Source organism: Vibrio hannami, from assembly GCF_029589055.1.
In the GTDB taxonomy this organism is placed as follows: Bacteria; Pseudomonadota; Gammaproteobacteria; order Enterobacterales; family Vibrionaceae; genus Vibrio; species Vibrio hannami.
Window position 1 is genome coordinate 1,443,981 of the sequence record NZ_JARQZP010000003.1, and the last position, 15,139, is coordinate 1,459,119.

General features: G+C 43.9%; 14 protein-coding genes. 8 read left to right on the plus strand and 6 right to left on the minus strand.

Annotated features, from left to right (window positions below):
• Positions 1-123 precede the first annotated feature (123 nt).
• The 3 genes from malG to malE form a co-directional block, all read right to left on the minus strand.
• A complete protein-coding gene (gene malG, locus P7F88_RS08225; protein ID WP_277823591.1) occupies positions 124-1,014 on the minus strand; it encodes a maltose ABC transporter permease MalG in 891 nt (296 codons plus the stop codon).
• A 12-nt stretch (positions 1,015-1,026) separates the two neighbouring features.
• The gene (gene malF, locus P7F88_RS08230; RefSeq protein ID WP_277823593.1) at positions 1,027-2,589 is read right to left on the minus strand and encodes a maltose ABC transporter permease MalF; all 1,563 of its coding nucleotides are present in this window, start codon (positions 2,587-2,589) and stop codon (positions 1,027-1,029) included.
• 106 nt (positions 2,590-2,695) lie between these two features.
• Positions 2,696-3,877 (minus strand): maltose/maltodextrin ABC transporter substrate-binding protein MalE, encoded by a 1,182-nt coding sequence (gene malE / locus P7F88_RS08235; RefSeq protein WP_277823595.1) that lies wholly within the window; start codon positions 3,875-3,877, stop codon positions 2,696-2,698.
• Positions 3,878-4,631: 754 nt separating this feature from the next.
• Between malE and malK the strand changes: the two genes are divergently transcribed.
• On the plus strand, positions 4,632-5,774 hold the full coding sequence (gene malK, locus P7F88_RS08240; RefSeq protein WP_277823597.1) for a maltose/maltodextrin ABC transporter ATP-binding protein MalK: 1,143 nt from the start codon (positions 4,632-4,634) through the stop codon (positions 5,772-5,774).
• Between the two features lie 60 nt (positions 5,775-5,834).
• On the opposite strand, the gene P7F88_RS08245 is transcribed toward malK, so the two are convergent.
• The 3 genes from P7F88_RS08245 to P7F88_RS08255 form a co-directional block, all read right to left on the minus strand.
• On the minus strand, positions 5,835-6,089 hold the full coding sequence (locus tag P7F88_RS08245; protein WP_277823599.1) for a hypothetical protein: 255 nt from the start codon (positions 6,087-6,089) through the stop codon (positions 5,835-5,837).
• A gap of 477 nt (positions 6,090-6,566) precedes the next feature.
• Positions 6,567-7,235, minus strand: a complete 669-nt coding sequence (locus tag P7F88_RS08250; protein ID WP_277823601.1) for a LuxR C-terminal-related transcriptional regulator — start codon at positions 7,233-7,235, stop codon at positions 6,567-6,569.
• A 227-nt stretch (positions 7,236-7,462) separates the two neighbouring features.
• Positions 7,463-7,663: a restriction endonuclease subunit S domain-containing protein gene (locus P7F88_RS08255; protein ID WP_277823603.1), complete on the minus strand. Its 201-nt coding sequence runs from the start codon at positions 7,661-7,663 to the stop codon at positions 7,463-7,465.
• Positions 7,664-7,888: 225 nt separating this feature from the next.
• Here P7F88_RS08255 and P7F88_RS08260 point away from each other — a divergent pair, with 225 nt between their 5' ends.
• Genes P7F88_RS08260 through P7F88_RS08285 form a run of 7 tightly spaced genes read left to right on the plus strand, consistent with a single transcriptional unit; the run spans position 7,889 to position 14,810 of the window.
• Positions 7,889-8,845, plus strand: a complete 957-nt coding sequence (locus P7F88_RS08260; protein ID WP_277823605.1) for an AAA family ATPase — start codon at positions 7,889-7,891, stop codon at positions 8,843-8,845.
• A gap of 11 nt (positions 8,846-8,856) precedes the next feature.
• Positions 8,857-9,777, plus strand: coding sequence for a DUF58 domain-containing protein (locus P7F88_RS08265; RefSeq protein ID WP_277823607.1), 921 nt, complete (start codon positions 8,857-8,859; stop codon positions 9,775-9,777).
• Positions 9,777-10,262, plus strand: a complete 486-nt coding sequence (locus P7F88_RS08270) for a DUF4381 domain-containing protein (protein WP_277823609.1) — start codon at positions 9,777-9,779, stop codon at positions 10,260-10,262. The genes P7F88_RS08265 and P7F88_RS08270 overlap by 1 nt, the downstream gene beginning before the upstream one ends.
• 16 nt (positions 10,263-10,278) lie before the next feature.
• The gene (locus P7F88_RS08275; RefSeq protein ID WP_277824579.1) at positions 10,279-11,217 is read left to right on the plus strand and encodes a vWA domain-containing protein; all 939 of its coding nucleotides are present in this window, start codon (positions 10,279-10,281) and stop codon (positions 11,215-11,217) included.
• Positions 11,210-12,109 (plus strand): VWA domain-containing protein, encoded by a 900-nt coding sequence (locus P7F88_RS25650; RefSeq protein WP_338405547.1) that lies wholly within the window; start codon positions 11,210-11,212, stop codon positions 12,107-12,109. Before P7F88_RS08275 ends, P7F88_RS25650 begins: the two co-directional genes overlap by 8 nt.
• A 44-nt stretch (positions 12,110-12,153) precedes the next feature.
• Positions 12,154-13,140 (plus strand): tetratricopeptide repeat protein, encoded by a 987-nt coding sequence (locus tag P7F88_RS25655; protein WP_338405548.1) that lies wholly within the window; start codon positions 12,154-12,156, stop codon positions 13,138-13,140.
• Positions 13,140-14,810 carry a BatD family protein gene (locus P7F88_RS08285; protein WP_277823611.1) on the plus strand — a complete coding sequence of 557 codons (1,671 nt, stop codon included), beginning with the start codon at positions 13,140-13,142 and terminating at the stop codon, positions 14,808-14,810. Before P7F88_RS25655 ends, P7F88_RS08285 begins: the two co-directional genes overlap by 1 nt.
• Positions 14,811-15,139 lie beyond the last annotated feature (329 nt).

Sequence of the window (15,139 nt, forward strand, 5' to 3'; positions counted from 1 at the left end):
ATTCCTAACAGCCAGCTATGCTTACCTAATTATTTGATGTCGCTTAACCTGTCGGCGGCCAAACCAGTAGTTAGTTAAGGGCAACAAAACAAATGAGCGGCCAATTGGCCGCTCTTATTATTTTTATCCTTTCACACCACCAGCGGTGAGGCCACCCACCAGCCAACGCTGTGCTAATAAGAATACTGCGGTAATTGGTAATGCAGATAGTACCGCTGCCGCCGCGAAGTCACCCCACAAATAGTTCTGAGGGTACAGATACTGCTGCATACCTACTGCTAGCGTATACTTGTCTACATCAGATAGCAATAGAGAGGCGACTGGAACTTCACCAACTACACCGATAAAGGCCAGAATAAATACTACCGCCAGAATTGGCACCGATAGCGGAAGCAGTACCAGACGGAATGCTTGCCAAGGTGTCGCGCCATCCAGAGCTGCCGCTTCTTCTAGCGAGCTGTCGATTGTCTCGAAGTAACCCTTAATCGTCCATACGTGCAGTGCGATACCACCAAGGTAGGAGAATATCAAACCTCCGTGGGTATTCAGACCCAGGAATGGAATGTACTGACCTAACTTGTCGAATAGCGCGTACATAGCAACCAGAGCCAGTACCGCTGGGAACATCTGGAAGATCATCATCGCTTTCAGGATAGTACTCTTGCCACCAAACTTCATACGAGCAAATGCGTAAGCTGAAGTCGTAGACAGAGCCACAATCAATATCGATGAAATACCCGCTACTTTAATCGAGTTCCATAGCCATGTTAGTACTGGGAATGGAGGCGGTGTTACTGTTCCATCTGCGTTAGTAACAGAGAAGCCCAGAGCCAGTTTCCAGTGCTCCAGAGATGGGTTCTCTGGAATCAGGCTACCTGTTGCGAAGTTACCTTCACGGAATGAGATAGCTACAATCATCAACAGTGGGAAGATGATTAGTGACAGGAATACCCAAAGAGCAATATGAGTACCCCATACACGGTATTTCAGGTTTTTACCTTGTACCATTGCCATAATTATTACTCCTTAGTCCTGCTCTAGCTTAGTAAAGCGTAGGTTTAGTAGTGCCAGAGCACCAACCAATAGGAAGATAAGCGTTGCGATTGCACTTGCCAGACCGAAGTCCTGACCACCGCCACCTTCGAATGCGATACGGTATGTATAGCTCACAAGCAAGTCTGTGTAACCAGCCGGCTCAGAAGTACCGATCATGTTCGGACCACCGCTCGTCAATAGGTAAATCATTACAAAGTTGTTGAAGTTAAACGCGAAGCTCGCAATCAATAGCGGAGTCAGCGGTTTAATCATCAGTGGCACAGTAATCTTCATAAAGTTCTGGATTGGACCTGCACCATCGATTGCAGATGCTTCATACAGGTCATCCGGAATCGCTTTCAGTAGACCCATACATAGAATCATCATGTAAGGGAAGCCAAGCCAGGTGTTAACAATAAGCACCATCGAACGAGCCATTACAGGGTCAGAGAACCATGCAGGGCTTATACCGAACAACGCTTCCAGAACCATGTTGATTTCACCAAAGCTCTGGTTGAACAAACCTTTAAAGATCAGGATAGAGATGAATGCAGGAACCGCGTATGGAAGAATCAGTAACACTCGGTAAACCGCGCGACCTTTTAGCTCTTCCCACTGAACCACACTCGCTAGTACCAGACCGATAACCAGAGTGAACAATACCGTCAGTGCAGAGAATACAATTGTCCAGATAAAGATACCGATAAATGGTTCTTTGATACCTTCGTCTTGCCATACACGTTCAAAGTTCGCGGTATCTACTGAAACGATAAATCCAGGAGAGATGGTGTTACCCACAAACTCACCATTTTCTACCGCCTGGTAGTAGCCCACTTCCATATTGGGTTTTAGAACTGCACCAGTTTCATTGTTCACCAGTGTTTCGCCATCTTCTTGCAGCGTATACAGAGGCTGAACCGCAGCAAACTTACGCAGACCACTCATGCGAATGATTTTGCCGTCCTGCTTATGCAGGTCGATATTGCTTAGGCCTGGACGATTTTTAATAATCGCCTTAATTGCTTCTTTTTCACCTGCAACTTCAGAAACCGGGACCAGGTCCAGATCAGCAACTGCAGAGCCCATAATAAACTCTTCTGTTGCAAGCGTTTGATCACCGTCGCTTATAACAAGGCGATGGCCATTTTCCGTCTTATACAGATTAAACGGGTAGCTTTCACCACTTTGGAATGTTCTGTCCAGCAATACCGATTGAGCACGGTCAAACGACAGCTGGTTTTTGGCACTGTAGTTAGTAAATGCCAGACTCACTGTATATAGAAGCGGGAAAAGGATAAACAGTATCATCCCCGCAATACCCGGGTAGATATAACGGTGTGCGTAAGTCTTCTTACTTCCAAAAATGTAAAGTGCCAGAGCGGTTAACACGATTGTTAGAAGCGCGAACGCTGTCTCGCCGCGAGAGTACATTAGAATTGTGGCGTAGCCATTTACAATGCCCACCGTTGCCAGTAGTGCCCACTTAATAAAAGCGGTCTTGCTGGAAGGCATTGTAGATGTAGCTAACGCGTCTGTGCCTTGAACTGACTGCATAAAAAAACCTGCTAGCGGAAAATAAAAACTAAGGAGGGGTTACCCCCTCCCCAAAAGGAATTGTTTGAGGCCAGGCTCTCACAAGCATAGCCTCAGGGAGTAAATATTACTTAATCATCTGCTTTTCTGCGTCTGCAAGAGCTGCATCTACAGTTTGACGACCATCAACGATGTTTACGATTGCGTTCTTAGCGCTACCCCAGAATGCACCCATCTGAGGAATGTTTGGCATGATTTCACCGTTCATCGCGTTATCCATTGTCGCCGCAATACGCTTGTCCGCATCTAGCTCACGCTGGAAAGAGTTAAGAGCAACCGCACCTAGTGGCTTGTCATCGTTTACTTTACGTAGACCGTCGTTAGTCAGTAGGTAGTTCTCGATGAACTCAACTGCAAGATCCTGGTTAGGAGAAGCAGTGCTGATACCAGCAGTTAGAACACCAACGAATGGCTTAGAAGACTGACCGTTGAACTTAGGCAGAGTAGTTACACCGTAGTTGATGCCAGCTTTCTCAACGTTACCCCAAGACCAAGGACCATTGATAGTCATCGCTACGTTACCTTTAGTGAACTCAGACTCAGATACAGAGTAGTCCATGTCAGGAGAGATAATTTTCTTTTCAACCAGGTCTTTCACAAAGTTCATAGAACCTTTAACACCAGCATTGTTGATACCAGCATCTTTCACATCATAGCCGTTAGCAGTGTACTTAAACGCGTAACCGCCATCAGCAGCCATTAGCGGCCATGTGAAGTATGGTTCTTTCAGGTTCCACATGATTGCTTTCTTGCCATCTTTCTGAAGTTTCGCGTTTAGTGCTTCAACTTCCTCCCAGTTTTTAGGTGGGTTTGGAACTAGATCTTTGTTGTAGATAAGAGATAGAGCTTCAATCGCGACAGGATAGCCAATCAGTTTGCCGTCATACTTAACCGCGTCCCATGCAAAATCTACGATACCATCTTTAACTTCTTTAGAAGGTTTAACTTCTGCAAGCAGACCCGCTTCTGCATAACCACCAAAACGGTCGTGCGCCCAGAATACGATATCCGGACCGTCACCTGTTGCAGCTGTTTGTGGGAACTTATCCTGAAGTGCGTCTGGGTGAGCAACTGTCACTTTGATGCCTGTATCTTCTTCGAATTTCTTACCAACTTCTGCAAGACCGTTATAGCCTTTGTCGCCGTTAATCCAGATTGTCAGTTGACCTTCTTCGATCGCAGCATTAGCGCTCAGCGAACCAAGAGCAGCCATAGTACAAACAGCAATCGTGCTTAGGGCTTTTTTCATGTTTATATCCTTTTTATATTTGATGATGTAGGGCTATCCATCGGGTAAGCCATATTTCGACGACTATAATCTATAAAATAGTAGCGCTTATCATCATCCCAGTTTCTACGCCCCTGTTATTATGAAATAGTTTCGTGATCTCCATCGACAAGTGTTAGCGATCAAAATCACAAAAAATACATTTAACGTGATCGACCGCACGATAAATGCACAGTTTTTTTGAACTTGATCTTACTTTGCAATTCTACTCCCCCAAGGGCTCATCCCCCACTACTCCCCCTACAAATAATTCATTCGGGAGGATGTATAACAGACACAGATCCCCGAAACTGCAGTCATCCAAGAGTGGATGGTAAGAACCCTTTTCAGCGTGATACATGTGAATAGCCTCACTAGTACTGTAAATCGCTGGCTTGCAATGCCGAGTGGGTTAGTAGTCATCAATTGTTCGCATTATGGTATTTGTTTACGGGGGAAGCGGACAATCTGGTGAGGGGGAATACTGACCTGCCATTGGCTTTGATGGGTGATGGATACCTGATATAAAGGCATCACCCATTTTCTTTTTGCTATTCCGTTTTGGACACTACAAAGAGAGTTTGATTATTTTTCAAAATTTCCAGGTTTGATGTCGTGTTAAAGAACTCATCTAGTTTTGAAAAATAAACATCCCCTTATCTGTTTCCTATTATTACTCGTCACAATACAATGTTGTGATAAGTACTTATAAAAATTAAATTCGAGGACAAGCTACATGGCGAGCGTCACGTTAAAGAATGTATGTAAAGCTTATGGCGACGTACTAATTTCAAAGAATGTCGATCTTGAGATCAAAGAAGGCGAGTTTGTTGTTTTCGTTGGTCCATCTGGCTGTGGTAAATCTACACTTCTACGCTGTATCGCAGGTCTTGAAGATATTACTTCTGGTGACCTATACATCGGCGAAGAGCGAATGAATGATGTTGAGCCATCAAAACGTCGCGTTGGTATGGTATTCCAGTCATATGCGCTTTACCCACACCTAAACCTGTATGACAACATGTCATTTGGCCTTAAGCTAGCAAAGGCAGACAAAGGTGAAGTCGATAAACGTGTTTCTCACGCTGCAGAAATTCTTCAGCTTGGTCACCTGCTAGAGCGTCAGCCAAAAGCACTTTCTGGTGGTCAGCGTCAGCGTGTTGCTATCGGCCGTACTCTTGTTTCTCAGCCAGACGTATTCCTTCTGGATGAACCTCTATCTAACCTTGATGCCGCACTTCGTGTGAACATGCGTAGTGAAATCACCAAACTTCAGCGCCAGCTTGGCTGTACCATGATCTACGTAACGCACGATCAGGTAGAAGCGATGACAATGGCCGATAAGATCGTTGTTCTTGATGCTGGCTGGGTATCACAGGTTGGTCGCCCACTTGAGCTATACCACTACCCAATCAACCGCTTTGTTGCTGGCTTCATCGGTTCTCCTAAGATGAACTTTATGAGTGTTCATATTGAAGATGTAGAAGACGAGCGCGTACTGGTTCAGCTTTCTAACGGAGAAACGTTCTGGATTCAGGTTGAAGGTAAGACAGTAAACAAAGGCGATCGCATGTCTCTTGGTATCCGCCCTGAGCATCTGCTAAGTGCAGAAGAAGCAGATGCGACCATCGAAGGTGATGTTCAAATCGTAGAGAAGCTTGGTAACGAGACTCAAGTTTACCTACACCTTGATGGCGCAGATGCAGACGTTATCTACCGTGTGCCAGATACTATCGGTGTTGAGCCAGGAGATAAGTTCAAGATTGGCCTGGCTGCTCACCGTTGTCACCTATTCCATAGTGATGGTACGGCTTGTCGTCGTCTATACCGTGAAAATGGTGTTAACTACGAACAAATGCTTGAAGATCAGCAGAATTAATTCTATCCCTAAAGACCAGGATCAAAGCCCTCTTATTCATAACGATAAGAGGGTTTTTTATTAGTTTAAAACACCGTCTGAACCAACGGTATACTCCATATGACCGTTCTGAGCATCATAGACGATGGTTAGTGGGCACTCTGTCTTATTAATGCTGTAACTTATTGAAGACCCCAGCGTAACGGTGCTAGATAAACGCCCTCCTGAATCTGTCATTATCTTGAGCATACCTTGACTATTCTCAGAGGTAATAAATAGATGAACCTGCTGATTTAACGCAGAGCAATCTATGACTATGCCTTTGTTCTCAATCATATAAACATCCCGCTGGCAAATTTAGTCACTGAAACAGTTTACTATACTCAAGTAACCTCAAGATGCATTTTCAGCGAGAATTTATTCGCTTTTAATCAAGGCACTGATTTGAAGGTATAGTGGCTCTACATCAAAAATCAGTAACGCAGAATAGAAGCGAATAAAACTCGCCCTTCGGGAGCTCATCAGAAGCGTGATTTCTTCGTCAAATATTTTTGAAAGGGAATGCCATTCCTACAAATATTTTCCTTGAACTAACGCTTCTGATGTAGCTCTGAATCCTGCATCTTGAGGTCACTTGAGTATATATTAAAGCAAACTCACTCTTAATTATAAGATTATTAATTAAGATATTAGCAAGCGGATTTAATCTTAGAATTGGGAATTCTCGGAATAAATATTTTGACGTTCAACCAGATAGATCTTTAATTTGGCAAAAAAGTTTAGAATCAAAACAATGAAAGTTAATATGAGTATTTACTCTACTATATTATCTTTTACCCACAAAAGAGCTTGAAGGCGGTTCCTGGCATTAATCTTTTTAAACACGTTATGAAGGTGGGTTTTGACAGTATTTTCACTGACAAATAGTTTGTCTGCTATTTGAGTATTTGAATCACCATTTCCGAGCAAGGTGATAATCTGTTGTTCACGTTTTGTAAGTTTATTCAAACCTGGAGAAGGTCGGGATTTGTTTCTTCGCCGGTAAAACATAATATACTCTTGCGCCAGCTTACGACTAAACCAAAGCTCTCCCTGCAAGATTTGATTAACCCCTTGAAGCAACATGTTTATGTCGTCGGTAACATAGAAGACACCGTTGAGGTTCGACCAGGCCATCAAGTCTGAACACTTCACGTCCTCAGGGCAGTTAATCAGTATTTCAGTTGCGCTATTAAAGTAGAGGTTTCGGCAGGTATGGTAAACTTCTTTTTCAGCCGATAAATGGCTCAAATCAATAATTATTGTTTCGGGTATAGCCTCCCGATGCGTCGCCATTTCATCAGAAAGGTTATTGATTGAAAACGTATGGATAATGGTATGTAGGTTCTCTTCCAATGCATCTTTTAGCATGGAACTTTGCATACTACAGTCAGTAATAATTGCTATTTCTTGAGCATTATCTCTATTCCCCATATACAACATCTTCCCTAAAAACCATGATAGAACCAGCCAGAAGTGGATATTTTAAGCATATCAGAGAAATTTAATCTCTTAGGTAAAGCAAGGTTAATTTAGTTGATATAATAGTAAGTTCTAATAAATGAGAAGATTTAGCCGGTATTTTAGTTCATTTTTAAGACTAATCAAAACAGGTGAATTTGGTTGTAAAAAAAGCACCAAACAGGTGCTTTTTTATAATTAACATATGGTTAGTGAATTGGCACTTCATTCTTTTGATTGAACTTACCAAAATACTGCTCCATCACTTCAGGCGTCAATTTCCCTTCTGCTTCCAGTCTTTTTAGCTCTGCTACGATCTCTTTCTGTTCTTCCAACGAAGGCAGCTTAACTTCTTCTTCGTTACCTACTTCCTGAGAAATCTGTTCAAGTTCTTTTTCAAAGTCGCTCATCATTATTACCTGACTCAATATAAACTCGGTAAATTTTACCCATTTCAGAGCAGGTATACCAGCATAGAGTCAATTTTGGATAATTCTCTGAAACTCAGCTGTTAAAACTCTGACATTTATGCTCTTGATTCGTAAAGCATAGCCCCAATATTAACTCTATTAAGTTAACAATGAACTTTTCCCGAATTTAGAGACCAAAGTAGCGTAAAAAGGAGATTTTCGTTCATGCATTCCCAAACCTTTAAAAAGCTTCAACAATATTTGGAATCTCAAGTAATTGGTCAGGAAGAGCTGGTAAAGCAGCTTCTTGTAGCACTATTAGCTGATGGGCATATTCTGGTTGAAGGGCCTCCCGGCCTTGCAAAAACAAGAGCCGTAAAAACTCTGTCCGACTGCATTGAAGGCGACTTTCATCGTATCCAGTTTACCCCAGACTTGTTGCCAGCCGACCTAACAGGTACCGATATCTATCGTCCGGAAACAGGCGAGTTTACCTTTCAACAGGGGCCGATTTTTAACTCTTTGATCCTAGCAGATGAAATCAACCGCGCACCGGCAAAGGTTCAGGCTGCAATGCTGGAAGCGATGGCTGAAAAGCAGATCACTGCGGGCCAGAAAACCTACCCATTGCCAGACCTTTTTCTGGTTATGGCAACCCAGAACCCGATAGAGCAGGAAGGTACATATCCACTTCCTGAAGCCCAGCTGGACCGTTTTCTGCTTCACCTTGATGTCAGTTATCCCAACGAAGAAAATGAACTTGCCATTCTCAGACTTAACCGTGGTGAGGCGATGGGAGAACAGGTTCATGAACATGTAACCGTTTCCCAGTCAGAGATATTTGAAGCTCGCCAGTCAGCGCTCGCTGTACATATGTCTGAATCTATCGAGAAGTACATTGTCCGTCTTATCATGGCAACGCGTAATCCGGATAACTACAGCCCACAGCTAACCGAATGGCTGGAAATGGGAGTGAGCCCAAGGGCAACCATAGCACTTGATCGCTGCGCAAGGGCGCATGCCTGGCTAAACGGGCGAGATTTCGTCACACCAGAAGATGTGCAGACGATGGCCTTCCCTGTATTGAGGCATCGCCTGCTTTTAAGCTATCAGGCGCAGGCTGAAGGCATCCATAAGAATCAGATCGTGCAGCAACTGATAACTCTGGTTGGCGCTGCGTAGCAGATTTGCTTATGAACCACCAACTACCAAAATACAGCGATGGCGTAACGCTCAACCTCAATGAGCTGCTCCAGTATAAGTCTCAGACTGTACGCTGGCTTCCACCAGCAAAAAGCCTATGGTCTCAGATAAATGGTCAGCATCAGAGCCGTCAGCTTGGACGGGGTATGGACTTTTCTGAAGTGCGTAAGTATCAGGCTGGAGACGATATACGCACTATAGACTGGCGGGTTACCGCTCGTACCGGAAAACCACATACCAAGCTGTTTACCGAAGAGCGCGAGACACCGGTTGTTATCTATGCCGACATCAGTAATAGCATGCGGTTTGGTTCCACTCTGATGCTGAAGTCTGTCCAAATGGCCCATATGGCAAGCTTGATCGGCTGGATAGCGGTCGAACAGAGAGATCGTATTGGTGCAGTCATTGATACCGGTTCTTCACTGATTGATATAAAACCGACATCCAGAAACCGGGGGCCATTACAACTACTGCATCAGCTCGTTGAGCTGCATAACAGCGAACTGACAAAACCAGAAGTCACTCCTCAGCCTATGGACAAGGGCTTTAATGCCCTGAAACGACTTTGTCCTAAAGGCAGTGAGATCATCTTCCTCAGCGACTTTGTCCGGTTTGAAGAACAAGATATCGCTCGCTTATCTCAGTTAAGACAACATAACAGAATACAGCTGATCCATTTCTATGATCCTCTTGAGAGAGGGCAAACAAAATATAAAGGAACCGAAAAGGTAACCAACGGGCAGAATACTTCCTGGTTAAACTTTTCGGCTAAGTCCACTAAGAAACAACTGCAAGAGCTGTTTGAAAACAAACAGGAAACTATAAAAAAGGTAAGCCGTTCTCTGGCAATACCTTACTATTCTATCTCTAGTGCAGAGCCATTAATTTATCAAATTGCCGGGAAGCAATAATGACCGAAACAACGACAGCCAATCACCCATTACCTTTAGATGCCCTTCAAATTCCAGAACCTCCCGGTTTCTGGCCATTCGCCTGGGGTTGGTGGAGCCTGCTTGGCTCCATAGTCGTCACAATACTCATCATTTATGGCGTCTGGAAATGGCAGAAGAAAAGGCATGCTGCAAAAAAGGCTGCACTATCCTTGCTTAATCTGGAGCGATCAACGATATCACCTTCAGGAGCGATGGAAATCGTCAGACAAGCGGTTCTTAGCTACTACCCGAGAACAAAAGTCGCCAATTTATCCGGAGCAAGTTGGCTGAAGTTTTTAGACAGTCAGGTTAAACAGCCTATTTTCTCAGAGCACGTCGATACCTGGTTAGCCGCACTTTACGAGAAGAATGCACAGTTTGATCGAGAACAACTGGTTGAACAATGTCAGTTATGGATTCAATCTGCACTTCCACCAAAAAGGGGGGACGTTGATTCATTTTGAGTTTGTATGGTGGTGGATGTTGTTTTTATTACCACTACCGCTATTAGTACACTTTTTTGCGCCAGGCGAGAGCGAAAGTGCGGCTATACATCTGCCCTTTATTCCAGAGAATGGCTCTGCAACCGCACCTGCTAATATCGCTTTAAAAGTTCTGACTGTTTTACTTTGGGTTGCATTGGTTATTGCATCAGCCCGGCCAGTATATTTTGGCGACCCTGTCGAAAATCACCCAAGACACCGGGATTTGATGCTAGTGGTGGATCTTTCAGGCTCAATGCAAATCGCAGACATGGAAACGAACGGCGATTACATAGACAGGTTAACCGCAGTTAAGCAAGTACTTACAAACTTTCTTGAAAGGCGTAAAGGCGATCGACTTGGACTGATCTTATTTGGTGATAACGCCTATCTTCAGACACCACTTACTATGGACACAAATACCGTCTCTTCTCAACTAAATAGAACAGTTCTTGGTCTGGTCGGAGAACAGACAGCTATTGGTGAAGGGATTGGTCTGGCCACAAAAACGTTTGTCGATAGTGATGCTCCTCAGCGAGTGATGATATTGCTGAGTGACGGCGCTAATACAGCCGGCGTTCTCGACCCGATTGAAGCAGCAGAGATAGCCAAAAAGTATAACGCCACTATATATACGGTTGGTGTTGGCGCGGGACAGATGCAGGTTAAAGAGTTTTTCTTTACCCGCAATGTAAATACAGCCAAAGATCTTGATGAAAAGACACTAACGCAGATTGCAGAAATGACTGGCGGACAATACTTCAGAGCCCGAAATCAGGATGAACTGCAAAACATCTACGACACGATTGATAAACTTGAACCTATCAGTAGCACAAGTGAAGTATGGCGACCACAGTCAGAGTGGTTTAAATACCCTCTCGCAATGGCTCTTGTTTTATGGGTGACTATTACCATTATGAGGCGTCATCATGGCTGATTTTGTGTTTCTATACCCTCTTTGGTTACTGGCATTAGTTCCTTTAGCGGGTGTTCTTTATTGGTACTCTAAAAGACAAGCCTCAAGCGGACTCATTGCATCACATATTGCAGTAAAACTGGGGCTTAAACAGCGTAAGCAGACAAAGTCGGTAACTTATATCCTCGCTAGCTGTTGGCTGCTGATGACCATCGCTTTGGCTGGCCCAAGCTTTGAAAAAGCACCCTTGCCTTCATACAGTTCGGACAGCGCACGCATGCTGGTTCTGGATATGTCGCGCTCAATGTATGCCAATGATATTAAGCCAAACCGTCTGACTCATGTCAGATACAAGGCAATGGATCTTTTACCTTTCTGGAAAGAAGGTAGCACAGGGCTTATCGCATACGCAGGTGACGCCTATACCATTAGCCCTCTGACATCAGATTCAGCGACTCTAAAAAATCTGATCGCTAACCTCTCTCCGGAAATTATGCCCTACCCCGGCGCACAGGCAGATGCTGCGGTGAAACTGGCGATAGATACCTTCAAGCAATCTGGTTTCAGTAAAGGTGAGATTATCCTTATCACTGACGATATCGATGATCAGGAAAAGGATGTGCTACTGAACCTAATCAACAGCGGTGACTGGAAGGTTTCAATCCTTGGTGTAGGAACAAGAGATGGTGCACCAATAAGACTTGCCGATGGGATTATGTTAACCAACAATGCCGGTAGCCCGGTTGTGGCAAAACCAGACTTCGACAATATGAAAGAAGTCGCCAAAGCCAGCGATGGACTATTTGCTACTATTCAAAACAACAATTCCGATGTTGAAGCTATTGGTAAATATACTTCTAAGATCAATCTCGACGCTGAAAAAAAGGCGACCAAAGTTTTGAAGAGCGGGTAAATAATGGCTTTTGGCTCATTCCTTTTGTCCTGCTACCTGCGCTGATGCTATTCAGGCGAGGCGCTGTTTTCCTGGCTCTGTTTGCCTTATCTCAACCATTCGTAGCGAATGATGCGCAGGCATCACCGTGGTTGAATGACGACCAGTTAGGCTATCAGCTTTTCGAGCAGGGAAACTACGCTGAAGCCGCTACTGCTTTTGTGGACAAGTACTGGAAAGGTCTTTCTCAATATAAGGCTGGTGACTACAAAAATGCAGTTGAGAACTTAAAGTCGGGAGCTGGAGAGTCAGCCAAATACAATCTGGCAAATGCCTATGCTCAGAGTGGTGATTTAGAGAAAGCAAAATCACTGTATCAGGAGATACTGGCGAATAACCCCGAACATAAATCGGCAAAAAAGAACCTGCAAGTTGTAGAACAAGCCGAAAAGCAACAGCAACAGCAACAGCAACAGCAACAGCAACAGCAACAGCAACAGCAACAGCAACAGCAACAGCAACAGCAACAGCAACAGCAACAGCAACAGCAGGATTCTAATCAGAGCTCTTCTGACAACCAGAATAACTCATCACAAAATCAGGATTCATCGGATAACCAATCATCTGAAGACAAGGGCAAAGGAAGTCAAGCCAACGACTCTCAGAGTAAGCAACCCACTCAAAATAATCAGCAACAGAGTGAAGGTCAGCAGGAAGAAAGTCGCCCAGATGAAAGCCAATCAGAAAAAAGCGGCTCAGAGGAAAACAAGACAGATCCGGCGAATAACCAAAACACTGAGCAATCAAAAGATACTGACGCTACGCAACCCCAAAATGCTCAACCGAAATCATCTAAAGAGCATAAGGGCGATAATGAAAGCGATAAGCAAGCAAAAGTAGCTCAGGCTGATAATAGCCAACAAATTGATCCCGAATTGAGAAAACTGGAACAGGTTGAAAACGCACGGGATCCATCCCGCCTGCTAAGAGCGCAGATGTTACTTCAGGCAAGAGAAAAAGAAGCACCGAACAACTCAGGGAAAACATGGTAATGATTAAGCGATACAGAAAACCATTTACATCTACTATCTGGGCTCTCCTGTCCCTGAGCCTTGTTTTTTTCAGCCAGCTTTCTATAGCGGCAACTGCGAGTGTTTCCAGCAATAAGCTGGCTAAATCAGAAGTCTTTCAGCTTAAAATCGTTGCCAATGAAAACTTGGATGCCGACGACATCGATTTTTCTGTGCTGGAGGATGATTTCTTCACAGGAAAACCAAGGTTTGGGTTTTATACCAACATTACTAACGGCAAAAAGACCGTAAAAAGTGAGTGGACACTTGCGCTGGCTCCACTACGGTCCGGTATACTCACCATCCCTTCATTTCAGGTAGGTAAGCAGAAAACCCAACCTATTTCTATTACCGTAACAGTGGATCCTAGCGCCAAAACGGAGCAAGACCTGGTTGATGTTCAGGTAAAACTGGAGAAGTCTGAGCTTTATCCCGGTGAGCTAAATACTCTAACAACTCGTCTAATCATCAAAGCTGACTCCCGACAAATACAGAGTGCCAATATCGTGCCTCCCGCTTTACAGGGGACTGACTCCGGTGCAATAAACATGGAACCGATTGGTGAACAAAAACAGTATCAGGCGGTTATCGATGGTATGGAAGTTATCGTCGTGGATCAGGACTATAAAATTACTGCCACGCAGTCGGGTAAGTTTGTCATCAACGGACCATCGTTAAAGGGCGCTATTCTTGACAGCAACCGACGCTCGGGCAACTCACGAGTCATTCCTATCAACACCAAACCTGAAACTCTGGTACTTTCAGTTCTTAATAGACCAGACGATTTTCAGGGCAACTGGCTACCGAGCTCCAACCTTACCCTTAAGCAAAAATGGTTGGATGAATCAGGAAGCGAGATAACTGCAAACCCTGCAAATCTGGTAACAGGTTCACCGATAACACGCCAGATAGAACTTACCGTCAAAGGCGTAGCAACAGAACAACTTCCTAACTTGAAAGTTGATTACCCTGAAAGCGTACGAGTTTACGAAGATTCTCCTCAGATTAAACAGCAAGGGGACACGGCCACCTTGACGCTGAATCAGGTTCTTATTGCCCGCAACGCTGGAGAGATACCGCTACCTGAAGTAGCAATCAGTTGGTGGAATACCAGTGATAAAAAGCAGGATCACTCTGTTATCCCTGGTTTAATGCTTCAAGTCTCTCAAAGCGAAAACTCACCCCAGGCTGTTGTTGCTCCGGCTCCTGTAAACGAAAGTCCGGAAGCAAAAGTAGTAACCAAAACTGAAACCATAAAGGACGCAGGTTACTGGCCATATATTGCTGGCCTGTTTGCTCTGCTTTGGGTTATCACTTTAGCCCTGCTTATCAAAGCAAGAAACACGAAGCAGGCTAACAATGACGTTTCTTTTTTAGCGGAAAACAGTGATTCATTACATGCGCTTGTGGAAGCAATAAAAAGCAGAGATGGTTTTAAGACCAACGCGCTACTGAACAAATGGCTTTCAGAGAACCCCGAATTATCAGGCGCATTAACCGATGATATAAAAGCTGAAATAGCCCTTATGCATCAGTCGCTGTTTGATGATAAGCAAACCAACTGGTCTGAGAAACGAGTACTGAAGTTATTAATAAACGCCAGCAAACAGCGAGGCCAAAAAAACTCTGCCTCATCCCTGGCATCTTTGTAGTTCTACTCAACTCCCTTCGATTCTGACTTACAAAGCCATCTGATTTTCAGGTGGCTTTTTAGCATTTCTGGTAATACCCATTTTAATCTTCTCAATAAAAACTCAATTAAAATATTTATATTAAATTTAGACAATTAAATATAAATATTACATTCTGTTACCAATAGAATCACCAACTTACATCATCTAAATATACTTAATACCCTCGATCAGTCACAGTTTTGACCTGGGAAATTCTTATTCCCTTGAATCACTCATCCAATGTATTTGAAAATCTAAATGCACTATAAAGTTGGTAAATATAATGACTCGCGATGAATTTATAACAA

Coding starts and splice junctions, on each gene's coding strand:
- malF (WP_277823593.1), bottom strand. CDS start 2,589: ATGCAGTCAGTTCAAGGCACAGACGCGTTAGCTACATCTACAATGCCT.
- malG (WP_277823591.1), bottom strand. CDS start 1,014: ATGGCAATGGTACAAGGTAAAAACCTGAAATACCGTGTATGGGGTACT.
- P7F88_RS08255 (WP_277823603.1), bottom strand. CDS start 7,663: ATGAGCGACTTTGAAAAAGAACTTGAACAGATTTCTCAGGAAGTAGGT.
- P7F88_RS08285 (WP_277823611.1), top strand. CDS start 13,140: ATGATTAAGCGATACAGAAAACCATTTACATCTACTATCTGGGCTCTC.
- P7F88_RS08250 (WP_277823601.1), bottom strand. CDS start 7,235: ATGTTGTATATGGGGAATAGAGATAATGCTCAAGAAATAGCAATTATT.
- P7F88_RS08265 (WP_277823607.1), top strand. CDS start 8,857: ATGAACCACCAACTACCAAAATACAGCGATGGCGTAACGCTCAACCTC.
- P7F88_RS25655 (WP_338405548.1), top strand. CDS start 12,154: ATGCTATTCAGGCGAGGCGCTGTTTTCCTGGCTCTGTTTGCCTTATCT.
- P7F88_RS08270 (WP_277823609.1), top strand. CDS start 9,777: ATGACCGAAACAACGACAGCCAATCACCCATTACCTTTAGATGCCCTT.
- malK (WP_277823597.1), top strand. CDS start 4,632: ATGGCGAGCGTCACGTTAAAGAATGTATGTAAAGCTTATGGCGACGTA.
- malE (WP_277823595.1), bottom strand. CDS start 3,877: ATGAAAAAAGCCCTAAGCACGATTGCTGTTTGTACTATGGCTGCTCTT.
- P7F88_RS08260 (WP_277823605.1), top strand. CDS start 7,889: ATGCATTCCCAAACCTTTAAAAAGCTTCAACAATATTTGGAATCTCAA.
- P7F88_RS08275 (WP_277824579.1), top strand. CDS start 10,279: ATGTTGTTTTTATTACCACTACCGCTATTAGTACACTTTTTTGCGCCA.
- P7F88_RS25650 (WP_338405547.1), top strand. CDS start 11,210: ATGGCTGATTTTGTGTTTCTATACCCTCTTTGGTTACTGGCATTAGTT.
- P7F88_RS08245 (WP_277823599.1), bottom strand. CDS start 6,089: ATGATTGAGAACAAAGGCATAGTCATAGATTGCTCTGCGTTAAATCAG.